The organism is Enterococcus diestrammenae (assembly GCF_049384045.1).
Classification (GTDB): domain Bacteria; phylum Bacillota; class Bacilli; order Lactobacillales; family Enterococcaceae; genus Enterococcus_C; species Enterococcus_C diestrammenae.
Genome location: NZ_JBMRGR010000012.1, coordinates 85,287 through 108,130, shown reverse-complemented (window position 1 = coordinate 108,130; position 22,844 = coordinate 85,287). Strand labels below are relative to the sequence as shown.

At 46.1% G+C, this 22,844-nt stretch carries 20 protein-coding genes, 1 other RNA gene and 1 pseudogene; 17 read left to right on the top strand and 5 right to left on the bottom strand.

Features of this window, described 5'->3' with window-relative positions:
• Positions 1 to 219 (top strand): hypothetical protein (locus ACO03U_RS09675; RefSeq protein ID WP_423104666.1); only part of this gene is annotated, 219 nt, incomplete at its 5' end.
• A gap of 27 nt (positions 220 to 246) precedes the next feature.
• Here the strand turns inward: ACO03U_RS09675 and ssrS are convergent.
• Together ssrS and ACO03U_RS09665 are read right to left on the bottom strand one after the other, a co-directional pair.
• A non-coding RNA gene (gene ssrS, locus ACO03U_RS09670) (6S RNA) lies at positions 247 to 441 on the bottom strand.
• A 111-nt stretch (positions 442 to 552) separates the two neighbouring features.
• Entirely contained in the window at positions 553 to 1,848 is a 1,296-nt protein-coding gene (locus ACO03U_RS09665; protein WP_161870680.1) for a replication-associated recombination protein A, read from the bottom strand.
• Between the two features lie 178 nt (positions 1,849 to 2,026).
• Here ACO03U_RS09665 and ACO03U_RS09660 point away from each other — a divergent pair, with 178 nt between their 5' ends.
• The 12 genes from ACO03U_RS09660 (at position 2,027) to ACO03U_RS09605 (ending at position 14,091) form a co-directional block, all read left to right on the top strand.
• Positions 2,027 to 2,668, top strand: coding sequence for a DNA-3-methyladenine glycosylase (locus tag ACO03U_RS09660; RefSeq protein ID WP_204686723.1), 642 nt, complete (start codon positions 2,027 to 2,029; stop codon positions 2,666 to 2,668).
• Between the two features lie 53 nt (positions 2,669 to 2,721).
• Complete coding sequence (locus ACO03U_RS09655; protein ID WP_204686724.1) at positions 2,722 to 3,210, top strand: DUF3013 family protein; 489 nt, start codon at positions 2,722 to 2,724, stop codon at positions 3,208 to 3,210.
• A gap of 83 nt (positions 3,211 to 3,293) precedes the next feature.
• Complete coding sequence (prmA, locus tag ACO03U_RS09650) at positions 3,294 to 4,268, top strand: 50S ribosomal protein L11 methyltransferase (RefSeq protein ID WP_161870683.1); 975 nt, start codon at positions 3,294 to 3,296, stop codon at positions 4,266 to 4,268.
• Between the two features lie 37 nt (positions 4,269 to 4,305).
• Positions 4,306 to 5,061, top strand: a complete 756-nt coding sequence (locus ACO03U_RS09645) for a 16S rRNA (uracil(1498)-N(3))-methyltransferase (RefSeq protein ID WP_204686725.1) — start codon at positions 4,306 to 4,308, stop codon at positions 5,059 to 5,061.
• 33 nt (positions 5,062 to 5,094) lie between these two features.
• Positions 5,095 to 5,766, top strand: a complete 672-nt coding sequence (locus tag ACO03U_RS09640) for a deoxyribose-phosphate aldolase (RefSeq protein ID WP_204686726.1) — start codon at positions 5,095 to 5,097, stop codon at positions 5,764 to 5,766.
• 329 nt (positions 5,767 to 6,095) lie between these two features.
• A complete protein-coding gene (locus tag ACO03U_RS09635; RefSeq protein WP_161870686.1) occupies positions 6,096 to 8,306 on the top strand; it encodes a RelA/SpoT family protein in 2,211 nt (736 codons plus the stop codon).
• Positions 8,307 to 8,309: 3 nt separating this feature from the next.
• Positions 8,310 to 8,762 (top strand): D-aminoacyl-tRNA deacylase, encoded by a 453-nt coding sequence (gene dtd / locus ACO03U_RS09630; RefSeq protein ID WP_161870687.1) that lies wholly within the window; start codon positions 8,310 to 8,312, stop codon positions 8,760 to 8,762.
• 417 nt (positions 8,763 to 9,179) lie between these two features.
• Positions 9,180 to 9,671, top strand: coding sequence for a PH domain-containing protein (locus tag ACO03U_RS09625; protein ID WP_204686727.1), 492 nt, complete (start codon positions 9,180 to 9,182; stop codon positions 9,669 to 9,671).
• Positions 9,664 to 11,151 carry a PH domain-containing protein gene (locus ACO03U_RS09620; protein WP_204686728.1) on the top strand — a complete coding sequence of 496 codons (1,488 nt, stop codon included), beginning with the start codon at positions 9,664 to 9,666 and terminating at the stop codon, positions 11,149 to 11,151. The genes ACO03U_RS09625 and ACO03U_RS09620 overlap by 8 nt, the downstream gene beginning before the upstream one ends.
• Positions 11,152 to 11,228: 77 nt before the next feature.
• Complete coding sequence (locus ACO03U_RS09615; RefSeq protein WP_423104661.1) at positions 11,229 to 11,750, top strand: methylated-DNA--[protein]-cysteine S-methyltransferase; 522 nt, start codon at positions 11,229 to 11,231, stop codon at positions 11,748 to 11,750.
• Positions 11,751 to 11,859: 109 nt separating this feature from the next.
• Positions 11,860 to 13,509, top strand: a complete 1,650-nt coding sequence (locus ACO03U_RS09610; protein WP_204686729.1) for a phosphoenolpyruvate carboxykinase (ATP) — start codon at positions 11,860 to 11,862, stop codon at positions 13,507 to 13,509.
• 342 nt (positions 13,510 to 13,851) lie between these two features.
• Positions 13,852 to 14,091 (top strand): hypothetical protein, encoded by a 240-nt coding sequence (locus ACO03U_RS09605; protein WP_204686730.1) that lies wholly within the window; start codon positions 13,852 to 13,854, stop codon positions 14,089 to 14,091.
• A 268-nt stretch (positions 14,092 to 14,359) separates the two neighbouring features.
• Here the strand turns inward: ACO03U_RS09605 and ACO03U_RS09600 are convergent, their stop codons facing one another.
• Positions 14,360 to 15,940, bottom strand: a complete 1,581-nt coding sequence (locus tag ACO03U_RS09600; protein WP_204686731.1) for a DUF4097 family beta strand repeat-containing protein — start codon at positions 15,938 to 15,940, stop codon at positions 14,360 to 14,362.
• Positions 15,941 to 16,222: 282 nt separating this feature from the next.
• On the opposite strand from ACO03U_RS09600, the gene sapR reads away from it, so the two are divergent.
• The 4 genes from sapR (at position 16,223) to ACO03U_RS09580 (ending at position 21,057) form a co-directional block, all read left to right on the top strand.
• Positions 16,223 to 16,897, top strand: a complete 675-nt coding sequence (gene sapR / locus ACO03U_RS09595) for a two-component system response regulator SapR (RefSeq protein ID WP_161870693.1) — start codon at positions 16,223 to 16,225, stop codon at positions 16,895 to 16,897.
• A 36-nt stretch (positions 16,898 to 16,933) separates the two neighbouring features.
• Positions 16,934 to 17,959 (top strand): two-component system sensor histidine kinase SapS, encoded by a 1,026-nt coding sequence (gene sapS / locus ACO03U_RS09590; RefSeq protein ID WP_204686732.1) that lies wholly within the window; start codon positions 16,934 to 16,936, stop codon positions 17,957 to 17,959.
• 793 nt (positions 17,960 to 18,752) lie between these two features.
• A complete protein-coding gene (locus ACO03U_RS09585) occupies positions 18,753 to 19,625 on the top strand; it encodes a GRP family sugar transporter (protein WP_161870695.1) in 873 nt (290 codons plus the stop codon).
• A gap of 55 nt (positions 19,626 to 19,680) precedes the next feature.
• A complete protein-coding gene (locus ACO03U_RS09580; protein WP_204686788.1) occupies positions 19,681 to 21,057 on the top strand; it encodes an APC family permease in 1,377 nt (458 codons plus the stop codon).
• 52 nt (positions 21,058 to 21,109) lie between these two features.
• On the opposite strand, the gene ACO03U_RS09575 is transcribed toward ACO03U_RS09580, so the two are convergent.
• Complete coding sequence (locus ACO03U_RS09575; RefSeq protein WP_204686733.1) at positions 21,110 to 21,691, bottom strand: helix-turn-helix transcriptional regulator; 582 nt, start codon at positions 21,689 to 21,691, stop codon at positions 21,110 to 21,112.
• A gap of 107 nt (positions 21,692 to 21,798) precedes the next feature.
• Positions 21,799 to 22,610, bottom strand: a pseudogene (locus tag ACO03U_RS09570) (ABC transporter ATP-binding protein).
• Positions 22,611 to 22,844 lie beyond the last annotated feature (234 nt).

Genomic DNA, 22,844 nt, shown 5'->3' with positions numbered 1-22,844 from the left:
ACCACACATCAAGTTTTCGAGACGTCCTTCCTCGAAAACAGACAATCCTCGCTCGCTTTTTATACGCCACGAAAAACCAGTTTAGCAGTGGCAAGGCGTCCACGCTTTACCTTCACCATCCACCACACATCAAGTTTTCGAGACGTCCTTCCTCGAAAACAGACAATCCTCGCTCGCTTTTTATACGCCACGAAAAACAAAAAAAAGCCTCCCACCTAAGTGAGAGGCCGCATTCAGTTAGAATGGGTAATATCCGTCGATGCCGTTCTTCGTCTTATAGTATTGATCCCGCAATGATCAGCAGGTGGGTTCCACGGTGAAGGCCTAAAGCTACCAAATGATAAGGCATGCTAGCAGTCTGCACACAAGACGGATCCCGAGGTATCAATAAAGATGTTCGGTCAACACACAGAAAAGACAACTCGTACATCACAGAATTCCCACTTACATAGTAGCACGTCCCTTGAAAGTCTGCAATAAAAAACTCCTATTTTTGAAAGCGGATACTTGCTGATTTTCGAGACGAGTCAACCGTTTGTAGGTACTTTGCCGCTAGTTTTTCTTGGAATTGGTGTGCTGTTGGCGCCATTGTTGGATGCGTTGATACTGTTGTCCTAACGCTTGCTCGTATTTACCAGTGGCTTTTGGCTGGTAGTAGGAAGCGTTCTTGAGTTTGTCTGGTAAATACTGCTGATCTACCCAGGCGTTTTCAAAATCATGGGGGTACTGATAGCCGATGCCCCGACCGAGGTCTTTGGCCCCTTGGTAATGGCTGTCCCGCAAATGATCTGGCACAGCGCCAGCATTTCCTTCCCGGATATCAGCAAGCGCTGCATCCACCGCTACGTAGGCGGAGTTGGATTTTGGCGACAGGCAGAGATCCACGACAGTATCTGCTAAGGGAATCCGCGCTTCCGGTAAACCGAGGCGTTCGGCAGCTAAAACGGCATTGACCGTCCGAGCGGCTGCCGCAGGATTGGCCAGACCGATGTCTTCATAGCCGATAACCATCAAGCGGCGACAAATAATCGCCAAATCGCCGGCTTCCACCAAGCGAGCAAGGTAATGGAGGGCAGCGTTAACGTCGCTGCCGCGGATGGACTTTTGGAAGGCGGAGATGACGTCATAATGGGCATCACCATCTTTGTCATGGGTCAAGGCTTTACGTTGGAGGCATTCTTCCATGACGGTTAAGGTCAAATGAATGATGCCATCTGCTTCTGGAGGTGTCGAACGAACGGCCAGCTCAAGGCCGTTTAAGGCACTACGCAGGTCGCCGTTGGTGGCACGAGAGAGGTGCCGCCGTGCCGTTTCCTCGATTTCTACCGGATAGTTACCTAAGCCGCGTTCTTTATCTGCCAAGGCTTGGTCGACGGCAGTCAAAATATCGCTTTCTGTTAAAGGTTTGACTTCAAAAATTTGCGTCCGGCTACGGATTGCGGGATTGATGGTAATATAGGGATTTTCCGTCGTGGCGCCGATCATGATGATCCGGCCTGATTCCAAGTGAGGCAGGAGAAAATCTTGTTTGGTTTTGTCCAAGCGATGGACTTCATCTAATAGCAAAATCACAGTTCCGCTCATTTTGGCTTCTTCAGCGACGATTTGCAGGTCCTTTTTAGTATCGGTAGCGGCATTCAGCATCCGAAAGGCGTATTGGGTCGAACCAGCAATCGCTGAGGCAATACTGGTTTTCCCTGTGCCAGGAGGACCGTAGAGAATCATCGAGGAAAGCATCTTGGCGGTCACCATACGACGAATGATTTTTCCCGGTCCGACTAGGTGCTGTTGTCCCACCACTTCATCCAGATTGCGAGGGCGCATCCGGAAGGCTAAAGGTTTTTCCACTTGTTTTCCTCCTTTCTTGATGAGCTTTACCTTCAGTATAGCACGGGAGTTTCAAAGAGCCGACGAAAGGCCTCTTTTTCTGAGCCAAAAGTATTGATTTGGCGGAATTACCACTTATCCCATCCCCCTTGCTAGTAAGGAATCCCTGAATCGTGTAGAATAGGCTTTGGTGAGGAAGATGACGAGTAGTTTAGTAGAAGCCCAGAAAATCTTTGGCACGAGTAGTACAGTGGCTGTGGCTCGCTATTTGGTGGGGATGTATCTGGAACATCGCTTGCCAGATGGCAGTAAGCTTGGCGGTTGGATCGTGGACTGTGAAGCATATCTCGGCCCCGAAGACGAGGCGGCTCATAGTTATGGGATGCGTCAGACGCCACGGGTGCGGGCGATGTATCAGGAGCCGGGGACGATTTATCTCTATCAAATGCACACCCATCTGATTTTGAATATGGTGACACAACCTGCCGGCCATCCTCAAGGAGTGATGATTCGGGGGTTAGAACCGGATCCGGCTTCTTTAGCCCAAATGAGTGGAAATCGTGGGGGCAAAACGGGTGCAGCGATTTCAGATGGACCGGGAAAACTGATTGAAGCGTTAGGGGTGACGCCCGACTTCTATGGGCAATCGATTTTTTCTAGTGACTTACATATTTGTCCAGAGAAAAAGCGCCAACCGCGGAAAATTTTGGAGCTGCCGAGAATCGGAATTCCCAACAAAGGCAAGTGGACGCAGCTGCCACTGCGTTTCGTCTGTGAGGGCAATCCGTATGTAACCAAACAGAAAAAAGCTGACGTGGCTGCTGATCACGGCTGGCAATAAACCGGGAGCTGCTTTTAGAAAAGTATAGACTCTCAAAAATGGAGGAAAAAACAATGGCAAAAGCAACCATGTTAACTTATTTAGATGAGCAATTAACCAAACAACTGCCGGATTACGATGTGGCCATCGATTGGGATGTCAAAAATCACAGTGTGGAGTTGGTGATTCGCTTGTTTGCCGAAAATCCAGCGCAACTTCATCTAGATGATGCAGAAGGCGTGGCATCAGAAGAAGCAATTATCGAGTTTGAAGATGGCATTTTATTGGTGGACCCGAAAAAGTCCAAGTACGATGCGGCAGATTACTTGGCCGTTTATCCTTACGAAGGGAAAAAAGGTCTGCGCCAAGGGGAATTGGACGCCTTAGTCACTTACCTAAAAGAGGTCATGGATGAGGGCTTAAGTGATTTGATGGACTTTTTAAATGACGAGGATGCAGCGGAAGTTTTCGAGTTGCACTGGGATCGAGAACAGTTTGCCGAGTTGGTGCGGGAAAATGAAGCAAAAGGCTTAACGACTTATCTGCCTTATCCTGCCTATTAAGCAGTGAGAAAGTAGCGATTAAGCAACGAGAAAAAGTTGCCAAAGGGTTGGCATAAGGTAACAACCAGAAAGAGGACAAACGCATGAAATGGTATGAAGTAAAAGTTGAAACGGCTAGCGAATCTGTGGAAGCCGTTGCCAATATTTTGATGGAAGCTGGGGCCAGTGGTGTCGCGATTGAAGATGCATTGGATGCCCAAAATTGGCAGAGTGATGCCTTTGGTGAGATAGCTGACACCAGCGCCTTGACCGATTTGACAGAAGGTGCTCGGGTGGCTGCTTATTTTCCGGAGACGATTTTTTTACCGGAAATTTTGCCTTTTATGAAAGAGACGATTGCCCAACTGCCAGAGTTTGGTTTGGCCCTTGGGAAAAATGAAATCACCGTGACAGAAGTTTCCGATGGGGATTGGGCGACAGCTTGGAAGAAATACTATCATCCAGTGGGCATCAGTCGTTATTTGACCATCGTCCCTAGCTGGGAGGAGTACGAAGCCAGTCACCCCGACGAAAAAATTATTCGTCTGGATCCGGGGATGGCCTTTGGTACCGGGACTCATCCGACGACTCGTCTGACTTTGCAAGCGCTGGAAGTAGTGCTGCGAGGAGGGGAGACGGTCTTGGATGTGGGGACTGGTTCTGGGGTGTTGAGCATTGCCAGCAAGCATCTCGGTGCTGGCTTAGTTCATGCCTATGATTTGGATGAAGTCGCTGTACGCTCGGCACGGGACAATATGGATTTAAACCCAGTTGCTGCAGATGTACGAGTGGCTGCCAATGACTTGCTAAACGGTGTGGAGTTGGAAGCTGACGTGATTGTCGCTAATATTTTAGCGGATATTATTTTATTGATGATTCCTGATGCTTACCGTCTGCTGAAACCAACTGGACGTTTGATCGTTTCGGGGATTATTCAAGAGAAAAAAGACCAGGTTATCGCTGCGATGATTGCTGCCGGTTTCCAAGTGGACCAAGTCTTCAATCAACGAGACTGGTATGCGATTATTTTGAAAAAAGCCACGGAAGACGATGCTGCCCTTGATCCGACAGCTGGTTGAGGACAAGGGGCTACTTGAGATGAGGAAGTGAATTGCCATGCAACGTTATTTTATGCAGTCGAATTATCAGCCGCAAGCAGACTATTCCCTGACAGGAGAAATTTTTCATCACATGATTCGCGTGATGCGCATGAAACCGGCAGAGCGAGTCTATCTGGTATTTAGCGATCAGACCACCATCATCGCAGAAATCACCGAAGTAAGAGAAGAGCAAGTGCTGGTCAAAGAAGTTGCCAAAGAGGTGCAAGAAAAAGAACTCCCCCTAGCGATCACCATTGCTTCTGGTTATCCAAAAGGCGACAAGTTGGAATGGATCGTCCAAAAAGGGACGGAGTTGGGGGCAGCGGGCTTTATCGGTTTTCCTGCGCAAGCCTCAGTGGTGAAATGGGATAGTAAAAAACTTGCGAAAAAAGCCCAACGCTTGGAGAAAATCGCCCAAGAAGCGGCAGAACAGTCCCAACGACAAGTGACCCCTACCGTCAAATTATTGGAAAACAGCGGTCAGTTGTACCAGTTGTTGGAGCAGTTTGATGTGATCCTCGTTGCCTATGAAGAAAGTGCCAAAGCCGGCGAAGGTGCTCAATTGGTACAAGTCTTACAAGAAGCGGCAGTAGGTACTCGGATTTTGGCAGTCTTTGGGCCAGAAGGGGGCATTATGCCAGCTGAGATTGAAAAGCTCACCGCTGCTGGCGGGCGGCTGTGTGGTTTAGGTCCGCGGATTTTACGGACGGAAACGGCACCGTTGTATCTATTGAGTGCGGCTAGTTTTTATCGTGAGTTATTGGTAAAGTAAAAGGTTGGAATTTCGTTGATGGAGGAGAAATTGGTGAAAATCAGTGATGTGGTTAGTTTGCGGATACTGGATCCGGCGATGCGAGATTGGGAGCTAAAAGATGCCTTAACCGCCGCTAGGCAACAGCCAGGTTTGCAAGAAATTGTGGTATTACCGGTACATTTACGCCGGGCGAAGCAACTTTTGCTAGGTACGGATATTCGTCTGGGGGCGGTTGTTGATTATCCCCTAGGTTGCGGAACGGTAGCTAAAAAAGCCTTTGAAGTAGGAAAAAGTTTTCAAGAAGGGGCTGACTTTTTGGAGCTTACGGTCAACGGGGATGCCTTGTTGCAACAACCGGAAATGGCTGCAGAGTTAGAGCGAGCGTTGACACCTTTAGCCAGTGCTTGGGGAGAAATCCGCACCCGCGTCGATTCCCGTGAGATCACGGAGTTGACTAAAATTTATCTGGGGCGCGCCATGAAAGAGTGGGGCTGGCCTTGCCTGGTTTTAGGACAAGGGACGTCGATTGAAAATGCCCTTCACGATGCCACCACGATTGCTTATGAAGGTGGCGACAAGCTGAAGCTACAGATCAATCTGGAAAGGATCACCCCTGAGGACCTGCAAGAGTTGGTAAACCGAGGCGTGGCCCGGGTAGGACTTACTCGTTTCGAAGACTTAAATTTGCAACAAGAACTGCGGCAGATCTGGCCGGTTGATTGAAAAAGCCGCTACCACCGTGTATAATAATGACAATCATTTCAGAGAGTACTGCTTGGGATACAGTAGTACTTTTTGATAGACAAAAAAGATCAAATTATCAAGCTAATCTTTTATCATACCAATCTAACAATGTCTGGCTTCACGAACTAGCTTATTTCGGACTGAAGGCGGCACTGACGCATGAGCAAAAGCTTCATGTGGCGGTTCCGCCTTCAGTCTCGAGAACTGGAGATGTTCGTTCGGCCTTTCTTATTTTATGCAGGCTTTGAGGAGTAGCGAGGCAATAAGTGTCCTCCTTCTCCTCAAAATCAAGAAGGAGGGACTGCAGCGTGAGTAAAGAAATCGTATTGACCGGCCCCGGCGTCATCAAATTGGTGCAGGGCTACATGAGTCCCGAGCATGTGGCCTTTGTCGAAAAGGCGTTGAATTATGCGACTGCTGCCCATGATGGCCAATTTCGTAAATCTGGCGAACCGTATATCATCCATCCGATTCAAGTAGCGGGGATTTTGGCAGAATTACACATGGATCCCCACACCGTCGCCACTGGTTTTTTGCATGATGTGGTGGAGGACACGGATGTGACGCTGCAAGATTTAACCGCTGAGTTTGGCGAAGATGTGGCTATGTTGGTGGATGGCGTCACCAAGTTGCGCAAGATTAAATACAAGTCCCACGAAGAGCAATTGGCAGAAAATCACCGCAAGATGTTGTTGGCCATGGCACAAGATTTGCGGGTCATCATGGTGAAATTGGCAGACCGCCTTCACAATATGCGGACGTTGAAGCATTTGCGAGAAGACAAGCAACGCCGCATCGCCAAAGAAACGATTGAAATTTACGCTCCTTTGGCTCATCGATTAGGGATTAGCCGTATCAAATGGGAATTGGAAGATACCGCCTTGCGTTATCTTAATCCGAAACAGTATTATCGCATCGTTCATTTGATGCAATCCAAGCGGACCGAGCGGGAGGCTTATGTAGCTGAAGCTGTCGAAGAAATCCGTGTGGCGACAGAAGAGCTGGATATTTTTGCCGAAATCTACGGTCGCCCGAAACATATTTATTCCATTTATCGTAAAATGGTGGATCAGAAAAAGAAATTCGATGAGATTTATGACTTGTTAGCGATTCGCGTCATCGTAGACTCCATCAAGGATTGTTATGCCGTTTTGGGAACGATTCATACCAAATGGAAACCGATGCCGGGACGTTTTAAAGACTACATCGCGATGCCAAAAGCCAATATGTACCAGTCGCTGCATACGACAGTCATCGGTCCTAAAGGCAACCCAGTCGAAATCCAAATTCGGACCCATGAAATGCATGAGATTGCCGAATTTGGGGTGGCAGCACACTGGGCGTATAAGGAAGGCCGGACGGAAAAAGTCACCGAAGAAGCCATTCCTCGCAAACAAGTAGGATGGTTCCAAGAAATTTTGGAACTGCAAGATGATGCCTATGATGCCCCTGAGTTTATGGAAGGGGTCAAAGGCGATATTTTCTCTGATAAGGTGTATGTCTTCACTCCTAAAGGTGATGTTTCCGAGTTACCAAAAGGCTCGGGACCGCTGGATTTTGCCTACAATATCCATACTGATATCGGCAATAAAACCACGGGGGCCAAGGTCAACGGCAAGATGGTACAGCTGGATTATAAGCTGAAAAATGGTGACATCATCGAAATCTTAACCTCGCCGAACTCCTTTGGCCCAAGTCGGGATTGGTTGAAGCTAGTCACTACCAGCAAAGCGAAAAATAAAATCAAACGCTTCTTCAAGACGCAAGATCGGGAAAGTAACATCCAAAAAGGGCATGATACCTTATACCGCACCTTGATGGAGATGGAATTTTTACCCAAAGAGATGTTGACCAAAGACAAGTTAAAAGAGGCTTGCGAGCATTTCAACTACCAAGAAGAAGATGACCTTTATGCGGCGGTAGGCTATGGCGAGTTGTCGGCCACCTCTCTTGCCAATCGTCTGACGGTGGAAGAGCGGAAGCAACGGGAAAAAGAGAAAAAAGAACAACAAGTCCAAGAGTTAGTGAACCAACCCCAAGAGAAAAAAGAAAAGATGAAGGTGCGCCATGAAGGAGGCATCGTCATCGAAGGGGTGGACAACCTATTGATCCGGATCAGCCGTTGTTGCAATCCGGTGCCAGGGGATGCCATCGTCGGCTATATCACGAAAGGGCGGGGGATTTCGATTCACCGAGCAGATTGTCCCAATGTTCGCGGGGCGGCCGCTCAACCTCGTCTGATTGAAGTGGAATGGGAAGATGCAGGGAACAGCTCGAAGGAATATGATGCGGATTTGGAAATCTACGGCTATGATCGCAGTGGCTTACTCAATGATGTCTTGATGACGGTCAATGCCATGACCAAGCGACTGCAAAGCGTCGAAGCCAAGTCCAATAAAGACAAGATGGCGACTATTCGCCTGACAGTCAGCATCCAAAACTTGAACCATTTGAAATCAATTGTCGATAAAATTAAGCAAATACCGGAAGTTTATAGTGTCCGGCGTACTCGGGGGTAAACCATGCGCGCAGTGATTCAACGAGTTTCAGAAGCCCGTGTCACCATTGATGGTGCCGTGGTGGGGGAAATCGGTCAAGGCTTCGTGGTGCTATTAGGCATTCACGAAGAAGATGGGCTGGAAGATGTCAGCTATCTGGTCCGCAAAATCAGCATGATGCGGGTTTTTGAAGACGATGAAGGCAAGATGAACCGGTCGTTGGCCTCTTTAGCAGATGGCGGGGCAATCTTGAGCATCTCTCAGTTCACCTTGTATGCTGATACGAAAAAAGGCAATCGGCCAAGTTTTGTCAAAGCTGCCCGCCCGGAAGTTGCCATTCCACTTTATGAAGCCTTCAATCAAAAGTTGCGAGATGCCGGCTTGACCGTGGCGACAGGGGAATTTGGTGCAGATATGAAAGTTGCCTTGGTGAACGATGGGCCGGTTACGATCATTATTGATACGCGGGAAAAGTAAACCTTAGCTAAAAGCTAATTCTTTAAAAAATGCAATTTGTTCTGTTGTAGCAATCACTTAGTAGCTGTGAAGCAAAACCGTTTCGTTGATTATCAAAACGATAATCGGCGGAGCGGTTTTTATTTTACGCTAAGCTCTTAGAAGTTTTAGCCTCTCTAAAATCCCGTTTTACCAAGGGGTATCGAGAAATTTCTAATTTTTCGATGACATGAAAATGGTGAATTTTAGCTTCGAGGACTTGGGTTGATGGTAGCCGGTAACTTTCGTGAAACAGCCGGGCACTCTTATTCTTATCCGGATATTTATCGAAAAGTTTGTTATTTAACCTTGACCCAGTCGTGCGCATTGGATAAGATGCAAGGAAGGTGTAAGCCACACAGAAGGAAAAAGAAATGAAAAAAGTTGGAGGTTGAAGTCATGGAATATCCGATTTTACCGAAACAGATGCCAGCGCGAATCAAGAAAGTATGGCAAAAGAGCAATCTATTAGCAACAGGGATCTTTGTTATCATTGGAGCCGTCGTGATGGGAATTCTTGTAGCGACGGACCACTTTAAAGGGGTGCCGCTTTGGTTGATTATCGGTTACTTTTTGTTGGTTTTGCTTTTGTTTATTATACGGCAAGTCTTGATTCCTTATCGTTATTATTTTCATCGCTATGAGATTACTCCTGAAGATTTGGCATTTCAGGAAGGGTATCTGTTTCGCAGCATAACTTATGTGCCCATCAATCGTATCCAACACGTAGAGACTGAGCAGGGACCATTTTTGCGCAAGGAGAATCTGATGGAAATCGTGATTCACACGGCAGCGACAGACCATCATCTGGCGGGTCTGGATATGGAGGAAGCCATGGCGTTGCGGCAACAAATCATCGATATGGTAAAGGTGGCGAAAGAAGATGTCTGAAAAACGCCGCTTTCATCCACTGGCCTTAGTTATTTATCTATTTAACAATATCAAAGCCTTCTTTTTTATCTTTATCGCCCTCTTTTTTCAGACCAAAATTGGTGAAGGGGTGAGCTGGCTATTGATTGGTGGCCTTGCTTTGGTGCTCACTATTTTTGCGATGGTGCGCTATTTTAGCGAATACTATCAGATTTCCCCTGAAAAAGTCGTGATTTACAAAGGGGTATTCCGTAAATCGGAGACGGATATTTTTTATGAGCGGATGCAGACCATCAAGGAACGCCAGTGGTTCTTTTTCCAACCATTTCATGTGACTCAAGTGCTGATTGAAACCGCGGGTGGGGGAGCAAATAAGGCGGAGGCCTCCTTGGTGGCAGTGCCGGAAGCCCTGTTGTCGCAAATCGAAGGTTACCGCAATTCTGTATCTAAGCAGGGGGGAAATGAGGCTTTAGTGGCTGAATTGGCGGAGGATAACGATAGGGTGGATTCTCAGACACCAGTTGTTGCTACAACCAAATCGCCGGAATATATCTACCAGGTAACAAACCAACAGATTTTTTGGTTTGGGATCACGGATTTGAGTATGCTTTTTGCTGCATTTACCATCCTTGTTTTCATCCAAGAACTGGTTCCAGAAGGCTGGATTGATCGGGCAGCGGATCTCTCTGTCAATTTGCTGAAAGCGGGCTGGTTGATGGCTTTAGCTTTTGGAGCCGTCATTTTGCTAATCTTGATGGTCTTCTCTTTGGTGAAAAACTTCCTGCAGTACTACAATTTTCAAGTTAGTCGCACAGGGGATACATTGACGATCGAAAGCGGCTTACTAGAGCGGCGAGTTCAAAAAATTCCTCTAGCAAAATTGCAGGGAATCAAAATCAATCAACAACTGCTGCGAAAAGTCTTAGGTTTGTCTTCGGTGCAACTTTTACTAGCTGGGGGGCAAGAAACTGAGGGGGAATCTGGAGAAAGCAAAGCCTTGTATTTTTTGCCGATTATCCAGGAGAAAGAACTCTATGGGGTTTTAGACTTTTTGTTGCCAGATTGGGATTTTAATCAGCCCGCTATCCAGTATGTATCCCGCGGGAAGCTGTTTTACTTTTGGCGTTGGCCCGTTTTGATCATGGTACCAGCGACCCTCGCAGCTTTTTTTGTCCATCCTGCAGCTGGTGGGGTGATGACACTGGTGACGGTCGTGGCGTTGGTTGCCAGTTTTCTTGATTGTCATTACCAAGGATATAGCCTGCAATCGGAAAAGCGCTTGTGTATCCAGAATTTCGCGGTGATCACGAAAACTTTGACCTTTGTGGAACGTCCGAAAATCCAAGCTTTTGCGGAAAAGAGTAGCATCTGGCTGTACCCAAAACAGATTGGCCACGTGGCGCTGACTGTCAAAGAAGGCACAGGGAATTTGCAGCTGCATCTGAGATTTATCGATTATGCTGCCGTTGAAGAACTAAAGCATTTCTTTAGAAGAAAATAAGTTTTTCAAAGATCTACCCCAAGCGTATAGCTAGGGTGGGTCTTTTTGTATAATGGAACCAAAAGGAGGCGTGTCTTATGAATAAGACCATGTACTACCAAGAAGTTACCTTGCCAAAACTGGCGCTGACTTTGCGCATCGGAGCAACAGCTGAGGCACTGCTCTATATCAGTCGCGTAAATCCAGAGGAAATGGCACACTATTTTCCTGACTACCAGTTTTTGTCAGAGGCAGCTAGTGAATCAGCTGCGGTGCTTTTAGCAGAAGCGCGGCAACAACTCTTGGACTACGATGCTGGTATTCGCCAACAATTTCAACTGCCTCTTCATTTTATCGGCACGGACTTTCAGCAACAAGTATGGCAACTGCTCCTCCAACAACCCTATGGTCAGCTGACTACTTATAGTGCTCTGGCGCAACAACTGGGACGCCCTACCGCTGTACGAGCAGTAGCCAATGCCGTGGGGCGCAATCCCTTGATGATTGTCGTGCCTTGTCATCGAGTGGTAGGAAAAAACGGGGAATTAACCGGCTACCGGGGAGGAATTGAAAATAAACGGTCGTTATTGATTAGAGAAGGATTATCGGAATACAGATAATAGCCAGTAAAGTATGAAAAAGGTGAGACAGAAAAAGTCAGTTGTATTATAATGAAATTGTTAGATTGTAAACGCTATACATTTAATAATCGAATGGAGGAATCATTATATGGCAACTGTCGGTACTTTTTCCCATGGGGACATCACTCCAGACAACAAACTCTTTTCTAGCTTTAAGACGTTGGTCGAGTCGGCTTTTTACGGCAATAATGTCGAATTGGTGGCAGATTTAAAGACGGCTTATGAGTTGGCAAAAACTGCACCAGGGGCAGTCGTTACGGATATGCCTGTGGCTCACACCGAAGACTTGGCCTTACCTGCTGATGCGAAGGTCATCGTTTTTAACGATGGCAAAGTTACTGGGCGGACAGCGGCAGCGCGCCGTGTTATTGGACAGCCGGGTATCGAGAAAACGCTTTATGAAGGCGTGTTACGGGATGCGCTGTTACAAGGTACCCATAAGAAGTTTTATCGGGGTGAAGTGGTTGTCGGTTTGGATAGGGACTTTATGGTAAAAGCCCATGTGCTGTTACCAGAGCACTATGAAACCAATTTCTATTCTTATTTGCTAAACTTCCAGATCGCTACTAAGGAGTGGTTGTCTGATTACCAAAATTCCAAAGCTTATCCAGAAAATGATATCTTTTTGTATGTGGATCCGGATTGGCGTCACCCGGATTTTCCTCATGGGTTGGCCTTGTTTGATCCCGAGCACAATGTGGCTGCGGTTTTGGGCTTGAATTACTTTGGGGAAATGAAAAAAGCCACCTTGACCTTGGCTTGGGCGACGGCTCATCGCAATGGCTATGTCGCTTGTCACGGAGGCATGAAACAGTATCAATTGCCGGATAAAAAATTCACCATGGCGGCTTTTGGTCTTTCTGGATCAGGGAAATCCACCATTACTTTGGCGAAACATGGGGACAAGTACCAAGTGAAAGTCCTTCATGATGACGCCTTTGTGATCAACAAAGAAGATGGCTCTACTACGGCTTTGGAACCGGCTTACTTCGATAAAACCCAGGATTATCCATTGACTGATCCGGCGGTGGCTTACTTCATCACCTGTCAAAATGTCGGGGTGACTTTGGACGACGAAGGCAAGAAAGTCATCGTCACCCAAGATATCCGCAATGGCAATGGTCGGACGGTGAAATCTCGCTATGTGACCCCAAACCGGGTGGATCATTTACGCTCCGCCATTGATGCGATTTTTTGGATTATGAAAGATGACAGCTTGCCACCAGTGGTGAAACTAGATGACCCAACGCTAGCTGCGGTCTTTGGTTTGACCTTGGCGACGAAACGGACAACTGCCGAAAACGTGGTAGGTAATGTGGATATGGATAAATTGGTGATTGAACCTTATGCCAATCCATTCCGGGTCTATCCGCTGGGCCAAGATTTTGCGGATTTCAAAGATTTATTTGAGCAAAATCACACCGCTTGCTATATCCTGAATACTGGTTTTTACAAAGGCAAAAAAGTCAAACCTGCCGATACGCTGGGGTCCATCGAAAAAATCGTGGAAAACGCAGCCGAATTTGTTCCATTTGGCCCACTAAAAGGCATGAGCTACTTGCCAGTGGCAGGCTTCGATGTGGACTTCGATGATCCTGAGTATGTCGCAGCCTTGCGGACCCGGATGCAAAGCCGGCTAGACTTTATCTTGGAACAAAAAACGGCGATGGCTGGTTACAACGCTTTGCCAGAGGAAGCCGCAGAGTTGATGCAAAAAGTAATCAACGACTTGACCTAATTTTGTGGTGTCAAACACTCGGCTGACAGTCAGATTTTGCGAAGATATTTGCTAAATTTTAAGAATGACGGTTAGGACATTTCACCTAAACGACGATGATCGGCAACAAATCCCTCTTATTACAGGAGCAGATTGATATAGCAGGGGAGGGCTATCTGGCTTTTTTCGACAAGATAACAGTCAAAAACCGGCAGATTCTTCGCTTTATCTGCTAAAACATGGTAGGCTTAATGTAGATAAAGTCGAAGTGAAGGGGCGCCTTTTAGCAAAACCGGAGTTTCGACGTTTGTATCTTAAATGGTTTTTATGTTGGTAAGACATCAATTAAGGAGGCTTTCAAAAATGGTAGACGATCAAGACGACAAATTGAAGAAATTGGCAGAAGAAGCCAAGGACAATGATTCCTTTAAAAAGATTGATGAATTGGAAAAAGAACTGAATTTGGATGAGGAGTCTGATACCGAAGACTCCGACAACGAAGATAAACCTGAAGATAAGAAAACGGTTATTGAAAAAGTCATTGAAGAAACCCCTGCTGCCGGATTGATCAATAATAATCCATTAGATGGCAGACGGCCTTAATTAAGAAAAAACTGCACCTAGCAGAAACGCTAGGTGCAGTTTTTATATGTCGCTGGTCTCTAGATTGGCGAATACCAACGAAAAGCGTGTTCGTTTTTACCATTGGGCTTCAAACATAGCGTAAGGGCGCAAGGACTACTAAAACGAAATCCATTCAACCAGAAGAACAGCGTTTAGCCAGTCAGGCGTGCTAGAGAAGCTAGTTGCTAACTCGATATGTTTGAGCAATCAGTGACGGAACTTGGACTAAGACGTGGTTTCACTAGGTTTATTCGATGGTGAGGTTGCCATTTTTGCTGGTGGCTAGCAATTCATAGAGGGGGCGGCTGCCTATGCTGCCTACCAGATGGTTGCTGTGGCTGATTTTCTTAGTATAGTCCCCCAAGTGTTTCACCTGACCGTTGATGGTGTGAAGATCGAAGTGATAGCTTGCTTCAGGGGTGAATCCAACCGCGATATTGCCGTCTTTGGTGGTCATTTCCAGTGGTTGAGTTAAGCTTAGGCCAGTGCCACGAATCGTTCCGGATTTGGTTTTTAAAAGGCCCCCACCTTGAAGCTGTTGAAAATGCAGAGAACCACTTTTAGTTTCACCATAGATTGCCGGACATTGGCTGTTTTTGAGGATGAGATTGCCAGACTTGGTGTGTCCTGCCAGTCGGTGTGCAGTAAGCTGGTTCAATTTCAAACTACCGCTTTTAGCTGAAGTCACCACTTCATGATAAGCGCCGTTTGTCAGGCGTAAACTACCGCTTGTTGTGCTAGCTTTTAGAAGTTCGCTATCGCTGTCGGTGACTCTTAGGGCTCCCGATTTTGTAGTGAGGGTAGCGGAGTTGCTGGAGAGATGGGCGATATCTAAACTGCCACTGGTCGCGCTAGCCGTCAGTGTCTGGCTACTGATTTCCCGAGCAATCAATGCCCCCGATTTCAAATGCAGTTGGCAAGTCGTCAAGTCGGTCAAACCACCCAAAAGAAGACGGCCACTGTTATTTACGACTTGCAATTGGCCGGTAAAATTCACCGGAAAATAGACGGTGAGGTAGCTCTTCATGCCTTTAGCTACAGCCGGTCGGGGGCCTTCTGTAAAGCGCAGTTGTCCCCCTAGCTGATAACGACTAAAGAGATCCCCATTGTCCAGTGCCAGTTGCTCGATAATATGAAAGTCTTCGTCTGTTCCCGCAAATAGAGCGAGGTTGCTATCGGTAAACCCATCGAATACCACGCTTTTGACATTGGCGCCGGGGAGGTCATACTGGAGGGGAGTCCAGTTTTTCTTCTCCTGGGTAGCCCACCAAGCATCTTCTAAGCTGGCGGTATTTTCGAGATGAGCATGGACAAGCAGCGGCTCACCAAAAGCTGCTCCTACTAGTCCTAGAAGTTCATCTTTTAATGGGGGCATCTTCTCTAAAAGCTGTTGGCCTAGCTCCTTCCAGTTGCCGGTACTCGCTTGTGGGGGAAGGTCGCGTTCAGTAGCGAAAGCTTCGGTCGTTTCCTCAGCTGGCGGTGGGTTTTGTGGTTCCTCATGAGGGCCGGTTTCTGAATTAGTCAGAGAAGCAGCTAGTTTTGCGACAGCCTCATCAGTTTTTTGAAAGAAGGGGTCACCGGTATAGGTGTAGACTGGGGGCTTCTTGTTAGTGATGGTGGCCAAAACGGTCTTGATTTTGGCTTCATCAGCAAAAGCCATTGCGATGGCATCTGCAAAATCAGCACCGGCTACGAGTTCTTCCAACACCTTGGTTTTTAGTTGGGCAGCAATTGTTTGATAATAAGCTTCCGTAGCTGAATTACTTTCATAATCTTGGAAAATATTGTCTAAACGTTGGGGAATCTGTTGTTCTGTTTGGCTAGCCATAAGCTACCACCTTTCCTTTGTGACAAGTCTTTCTTTTATAGTACCAAGCTTGGTCGCAAAAGACCTCATGCTTGAGACTGAAATCTTAGTTTGAGGAAATTACCAGAGGAAAAAAGGTGGTCAGTAGCGTTTCCGGTGTTTTTTTGATACTCTTGGGTCAGGAGCAAAATCAGCCGAAAGCCGGATGACTTTTGCGGTTACGTTCGTTAGGGTTAGTTAGTAAAAAGTTGGCTTGTGGCATTTTCCTCCACAAGCAGATGAATCTCGTGAGGAGGGATGATCATGGCAAAAATCATGGTGGTGGAAGACGAGGGCGTCATTCGCCAATTATTAATGGAAGAGTTGAAAAAATGGCAATTTGAGGTTTTTGGTACAACCGATTTTCAGGAGGTCTTCGAGGATTTCCAAACACAAGAACCCCAGTTGATTTTGTTGGATATCAATTTGCCGGTGTTTGATGGGTATTATTGGTGTCGTAAAATTCGCGAGGTTTCTCAGGTGCCGATCATTTTCATCTCCAGTCGCAATACCAACATGGATATGATCATGGCCATGAACATGGGGGCAGACGATTTTGTGACGAAACCCTTTGAAATCGATGTGCTGATTGCCAAAATCAATGCTTTACTGCGGCGTTCCTATAACTATTCCAGTGGTACGACTGAGACCTTGAGTCACAACGGCCTGACCCTCAATGTGGACAATAGCACAGCTGAAGTGGCAGAGACAGTGATTGATCTTTCCAAAAATGAATACCGGCTCTTATATATATTATTGAAAAATCAAGGAAAGATTCTTTCTCGGGAAAAATTGCTGCGGGCGTTATGGGATGATGAACGCTTTGTGGATGACAATACCTTGACGGTGAATATCAACCGTTTGCGGCGAAAAATCGATCAAGCTGGTTTGACTGGTTATATCGAAACGAAAGTCGGCCAAGGGTACTTGATTCCCTAATCAAAATCTGGAGCACAGGGGAATGGTGGTGACAAGATGAGCTTTTGGCGTTTTTTGAAGGATCAAAAACTAGTGGCAGCGGGCTGGCTGTTATTTGTGCTGTTGACTGTTTTTGTCATTTGGTTATCGCCAGGGTTGCCCTTAGACTGGGGGACGGTAGGTTATTTAGCACTAATCGAAGGCGTCTTGTTGATAGTATTATTGGTGTATCACTATTTTTCCCGGCGAGTTTGGTGGCAAAAGCTGGCGTTGCATAAAGAACAAAGTGCGATGCAAAATTATTTGACCGGGGCACGGCGGGAAGATGAACAGCTGCAACAAGAGTACATCAATCAAGTAATCAGAGAACACCAGTCCATGATGCAAGAAATCGTAGCCGGTCAAGAGGAACAAAAAGATTATATTGATTCTTGGGTCCATGAAATCAAAGTACCGCTAGCGGCTTCTCAGCTGTTGCTGCGGTCGCTAGAGTTTGATATTCCGGATGACAAATACATGATGTTGGAAAATGAATTGGGAAAGATCGATGGCTATGTGGAACAAGTCTTGTATTTTTCTCGTTTGGATAATTTTTCAAAGGATTATTTGATCAAGGATACCTCATTAAAAGAGGTATTACTGCCGGTTTTGCGAAGTAACGCCAACTACTTTATCCAACGAAAGATTCGCTATGAAGTCTTGGGAGAGGATCAAAGTGTGCTGACTGATGGCAAATGGCTCGGCTTTATTTTGCAGCAACTAGTGAGTAACGCTATCAAATACACACCTTCTGAGGGCACAATCACCCTGACCATTGAAAAAAAGGCGAAAGGGGTCCAACTCTTAGTGAAAGATACCGGTATCGGCATTCCCTCTGAAGACTTGGGACGAATCTTTGACAAAGGTTTTACCGGGCAAAATGGGCGCTTTTCAGAAACCCACGCCACGGGTTTGGGCTTGTATCTGGCGCGCAACCTCGCCAACCAGCTCGGTTTGGAACTGACAGCTAAATCGGTAGTGGGGGCAGGCACCACGATGAGTTTGTACTTCCCTTACCTCGCCTTTTATCAAGAGCAGAAATGATTTTTGGCCTGCTTGCCGACAATTAACAGAAAATGAGACGTTTTTGAAACCAAACTTTGGCGAATTTGCTGATGTTTGGTTTTTTTGTATAGGCACATTTAAAGTGACTATCAATCCAATGCTATTCCGCTAAATTTTCTCTTTTTCACGGGACACATGGGACCTTACGAGAAAGGAATTTGTTGAATTTACGAAGCCAAGGGAATCAATCGATTATCAACAAAACAGGGTGGACTTGCCAGAGGAGCATCTCTCGAGTTGTAGTGTTAAGGATGTCTGAGGACTAAAGAAGTATATCCCATACAGTTCACCTAAGCGGCAATCACTAAGGTGAGCTAGCAGATTATTGGTTGCTATCCCCTTGGTTTTTGGCGGATTGACAACCAGTTTGGCATTTGCCAGTCCCGCTACAACTCGAGGCATTCTCCGGAAGCAATTCTGCCAAGTTTTCTTGTGTCATGCATTTTTGGATAGACCATCTGAAGACTCTTGGTTCGCATAAAAACGCTAGTGGAGACGATAGTCGGGGTGGTCTTCTTTTCATGAAGAATCTTTAAGAATTTATTAAATAGGTCTTTTTCAAGAATGATTTCAGGAAAATTCCAGAAAAATATACTTGTGGGTAAAACGATTTCACTGTTACACTACCAAAGTATGTCTTAAAGAAAGGTTTTTCAAAGATATTTTTCGCTGATGAATCCGGGTTAATCCGCTTGATTTGTAGGCTTTTGAAAAGGGCTCGACAAGAGTACCAAAAAAGACAACAAGACAATTTTAAAGGGAGCGTTTTAGTATGGAATTATTGATTGCCTTGGTGCCCATGGTGGCGTGGGGAAGTATTGCATTGGTTAGCGGTAAAATGGGTGGTTCAGCCAACCAACAAACATTGGGGATGACGATTGGGGCCCTGTTATTTTCTTTAGTGGTGTTTTTCGTGATGCAACCCACGATGTCGACGGCGGTCATCGTCTTTGGTTTTTTATCAGGGATTTTTTGGAGTATCGGCCAAAAAGGGCAGTTTCAAGGAATGCACTACATGGGAATTTCTGTCGGCTTGCCGTTGTCTACCGGGATGCAGTTATTTTTGAATACGATTGCGGGAGCGGTGTTGTTCGGTGAATGGCGTAAAGGCGGTGATTTCCTTTTGGGGGGAATCGCGTTGGCCTTATTAGTCTTGGGCTCTTACTATACTTCTCGACGGGACCCAGATCGGATGAAAAATTTGCCAGAAGACCAGAAGATGTTTGATTTTGGTAAAGGATCCCGGGCCTTATTGATTTCGACTTTGGGATATGGGGTTTATACGATTATTATCACTTGGGCCAATTTGGATCCAGCTGCCGTGATCTTGCCACAAAGCGTGGGGATGGTTGTCGGTGCCTTGTTATTTACATTGAAGGATATTCAGTATAATCGCTTTGTTGTTAAGAATATGACGGCTGGTTTGTTATGGGGGATTGGGAATATCTGTATGTTGGCAGGAATTCAATCCCTAGGGCTAGCGGTTAGCTTCTCTTTGTCTCAGATGGGGATCATCATTTCCACTTTGGGGGGCATTTTCTTATTGGGTGAACGCAAAACCAAAAAAGAACTGGTTTATGTTATTTTAGGTTGCTTTTTTGTTATCTGTGGTGGTATTCTTTTAGGATATATGAAGAGTATCTAATAGATGAAAAGGCCTTTAAGGAGTGTTTGACCTTGGAGGAATGGTGAAAAAAAGTATGGATTTGTTTCGTAAAAAGACCTTTGAAACTGCTGCTCGTGGCGATATGAACCGCACTTTGACATTGAAAGATTTGATCATGCTAGGGATTGGCGCGATTATCGGTACTGGGATTTTTGTGATCACCGGTCAAGCCACCGCTTTGTACGCCGGTCCAGCGTTGTCACTTTCATTTGTGGTAGCGGCAGTAGTTGTTATCTTATCGGGCTTGTGCTTTGCCGAATTTGCCTCACGGGTTCCGATTCTTGGTGGCCCTTACGCCTACCTCTATGTTGTATTTGGTGAAGTGGTGGCTTGGTTTGCCGGTTGGTTTTTAATTTGTGAATTTATGTTGGCCGTCTCATCGGTGGCATCCGGCTGGTCGGGTTATCTGCAGGGGTTCTTGAGTAGTATCGGCATTGATTTGCCCACGGCTTTGACGGCAGGCTACAATCCGGAAAAAGGGACGTATATTGATTTAATTGCGGCAATCGTGGTGGTTTTTGTGACTTTCTGGGTGACTCAAGAAGCCAAAAAAGCGCTGCGCTTAAACAACGCGATGGTTTGGGTGAAATTCGCCATTATCTTATTGTTTATTCTAGTGGGGATTTTCTTCGTCAAACCGGGGAACTGGCAGCCCTTTACGCCTTTTGGTGCCAAAGGGATTTTTGACGGTGCCGCGCTGGTGTTCTTTGCTTTTCTGGGCTTTGACGCGGTCTCCATGGCAGCCGAAGAAGTGAAAAATCCTCAGCGAGATGTGCCGCGGGGAATCGTCGGCTCGATTGCCATTGCAACGATTTTGTACATCATCGTGACGTTGATTTTATCGGGGATTGTTCCTTTTGAGAAGCTCAATGTTAGCGATCCAGTGGCTTTTGCTATGCGGTATGTCGGCCATAATTTTTTAGGTAGCGTGATTTCTATCGGTGCGATTTTGACTTTACTGACGGTGACGATTTCGATGATGTATTCGTTGGCACGACTACTCTATGCCATCAGTAAAGATGGGTTACTCCCTAAATTCATGCAAGAAATCGATCCAAAGCACCATACGCCAAAGAAGGCCACTTGGGTAGCCGGGGCCTTTGCCTTGTTCTTCGCAGCGGCTTTTCCGTTGAATATCTTGGCAGAGCTTACCAATATCGTGGCCTTGTCTTATCTGGCCTTGATGGCTTTGGGAGTCTTGAAACTACGGAAAATGATGGGACCACCGAAAAAAGGCGAGTTTAAGGTGCCTTTTGTGCCAGTCTTGCCAGTTTTATCCGTGGCCAGCTGTCTTTTCTTGATAACTCGTTTAGAAGCTGTGACATGGCTGGTTTTCGCCATAACCTTGTTAATCGGTGCGTTGATTTATTTTGGATATGGTTATAAAAATAGTGCCTTGCATCAAAAATAAACGATGGGGAAGGATTTTCGAGTAGGAGAATCCTTCCGCCATCGTTTTTTTATTATTTGTATCGGAGGCTGATGACGATACCCGCCAAGGCGGCCACTTGTAAGACCCAGTAGATAAGGCCAGCGTAAGGTAGGGTGAAAAGGGGCTCAGCAAAACGCAAGGTCAGGGTTAAGAATATGAGTATGAAGCTTGCTGATAGCCACAGATTTAAGCGTTTGGCTTGGCGAATAATCCAATAAAGCCATAGGGAATAAAGCAACACCCCCCAACGCGTAAATAGATAGAGCCAATCCCAAAGCTGTTCTTTAAAATCATGTTGGGTAAGCTCTAGCAAAATTAACAAACCCAATAGAATGATAAAGGGTGCCATACTGTTGGCAAGTTTACGCTTTAGATAGGTGAGATCGCGTTTATCGGCTTCGATTTTTTGCATATAGGCCGCATCTCCTTTGAGCATCCGATCCAAAGAAAGTTGGTAATAATCGGATAGTTTAACCAGTGTCGGAATGTCTGGAAAGCTTTTGCCAGTCTCCCAACTTGAAATGGCTTGTCGGGTCACATTCAGGTGTTCAGCTACAATCTGCTGAGTCAGTCCTAGCTCGGTTCGTCGTTGTTTGAGTATCTCTGCTAACATGATATGTCCTCCTGAGACTAGTGTAGCTGAATCCCCCAAAAAAGACGAGAAAGGCCTGGTTGCTTGGGGTAAAAATTCTCGCAATAGTTGCTTGCATCCTTGATAAATCAGTCTTTTATCCCTTGAAAATTCGTTTTTGGTAGACGAGGTTGAACAATCACGCGTCCATTAGTGTAAGGGTGAATCGCAATCGGCTTTTGATAAAATGCTGTCAAAACCTCTGGGGTCATCAACTCAGCGCGGGGTCCTTGCCGAACAATCTGACCGTCACGAATCATCAAGACATGGCTAATGAAGTCTGGAATTTCTTCCGTGTGATGCGTTACCATTAAGACGGTGGGAGCGTTGGGTTGGGCTTTGATCTGTTGGATACGGGCGAGTAAATCTTCTCTAGCAAAAAGATCCAGACCGTTACAAGGTTCATCCAAAATCAATAATTCTGGTTTAGCCATCAGTGCTCGGGCAATCAAGACCAGCTGCTTTTCCCCTTGAGAGAGGACTTGATAGCTTTTACCCAGTAAGGATGCTCCTCCTAGTGAAGCCAACAACTCTCGAGCGGTACGCAGATCGGCTGCGGGATAAGCCTGCCAAATACCAATCGAGGCAAACTTTCCTGAGAGGCGATTTCTTCGGCAACATCATTTTGATAAAACTTGTGCTGCAAGATATTAGAAACCCAGCCGATGCGTTTGGTCAAATCAGGAATATTGGTCTTGCCGAAAACTTCACCGAGTACGGTTAACTTACCACTAGAAGGCCAAAGATTACCGGCAATCATCTGGAGCATTAAGGTTTTGCCAGCACCGTTGAGGCCGAGAAGCCCCCAGTCTTCACCGGAGTGGATTTGCCAGTTAATATCAGTCAAAAGCGGGGTGCCGCCTTTGGACAAGTTGATGTGTTCAAAGGATAGAATAGTCATGGCGCGCCTCCTAAAGGTCAGCTTTTTCTTTATAGTAGCAGAAAAAAGCGCAGGGATTCAAAAATTTGCCGATTTCTGAAGTTTAGAATCTGATGAAAGTTTTCAGAAAAAGTAAAAAAGTACTTACGAGAAAGAAAAAAATCTGCTATGGTAAATTTATCAGTAAACCAAAAATAACGCAGTGAGATGTACACAGCAGTGGAGGTCGTAACGAGTTGATGGAATGACCACCAC

Coding starts and splice junctions, on each gene's coding strand:
- ACO03U_RS09660 (WP_204686723.1), top strand. CDS start 2,027: ATGACGAGTAGTTTAGTAGAAGCCCAGAAAATCTTTGGCACGAGTAGT.
- ACO03U_RS09655 (WP_204686724.1), top strand. CDS start 2,722: ATGGCAAAAGCAACCATGTTAACTTATTTAGATGAGCAATTAACCAAA.
- prmA (WP_161870683.1), top strand. CDS start 3,294: ATGAAATGGTATGAAGTAAAAGTTGAAACGGCTAGCGAATCTGTGGAA.
- ACO03U_RS09645 (WP_204686725.1), top strand. CDS start 4,306: ATGCAACGTTATTTTATGCAGTCGAATTATCAGCCGCAAGCAGACTAT.
- dtd (WP_161870687.1), top strand. CDS start 8,310: ATGCGCGCAGTGATTCAACGAGTTTCAGAAGCCCGTGTCACCATTGAT.
- ACO03U_RS09625 (WP_204686727.1), top strand. CDS start 9,180: ATGGAATATCCGATTTTACCGAAACAGATGCCAGCGCGAATCAAGAAA.
- ACO03U_RS09620 (WP_204686728.1), top strand. CDS start 9,664: ATGTCTGAAAAACGCCGCTTTCATCCACTGGCCTTAGTTATTTATCTA.
- ACO03U_RS09615 (WP_423104661.1), top strand. CDS start 11,229: ATGAATAAGACCATGTACTACCAAGAAGTTACCTTGCCAAAACTGGCG.
- ACO03U_RS09610 (WP_204686729.1), top strand. CDS start 11,860: ATGGCAACTGTCGGTACTTTTTCCCATGGGGACATCACTCCAGACAAC.
- ACO03U_RS09605 (WP_204686730.1), top strand. CDS start 13,852: ATGGTAGACGATCAAGACGACAAATTGAAGAAATTGGCAGAAGAAGCC.
- ACO03U_RS09600 (WP_204686731.1), bottom strand. CDS start 15,940: ATGGCTAGCCAAACAGAACAACAGATTCCCCAACGTTTAGACAATATT.
- sapR (WP_161870693.1), top strand. CDS start 16,223: ATGGCAAAAATCATGGTGGTGGAAGACGAGGGCGTCATTCGCCAATTA.
- sapS (WP_204686732.1), top strand. CDS start 16,934: ATGAGCTTTTGGCGTTTTTTGAAGGATCAAAAACTAGTGGCAGCGGGC.
- ACO03U_RS09585 (WP_161870695.1), top strand. CDS start 18,753: ATGGAATTATTGATTGCCTTGGTGCCCATGGTGGCGTGGGGAAGTATT.
- ACO03U_RS09580 (WP_204686788.1), top strand. CDS start 19,681: ATGGATTTGTTTCGTAAAAAGACCTTTGAAACTGCTGCTCGTGGCGAT.
- ACO03U_RS09575 (WP_204686733.1), bottom strand. CDS start 21,691: ATGTTAGCAGAGATACTCAAACAACGACGAACCGAGCTAGGACTGACT.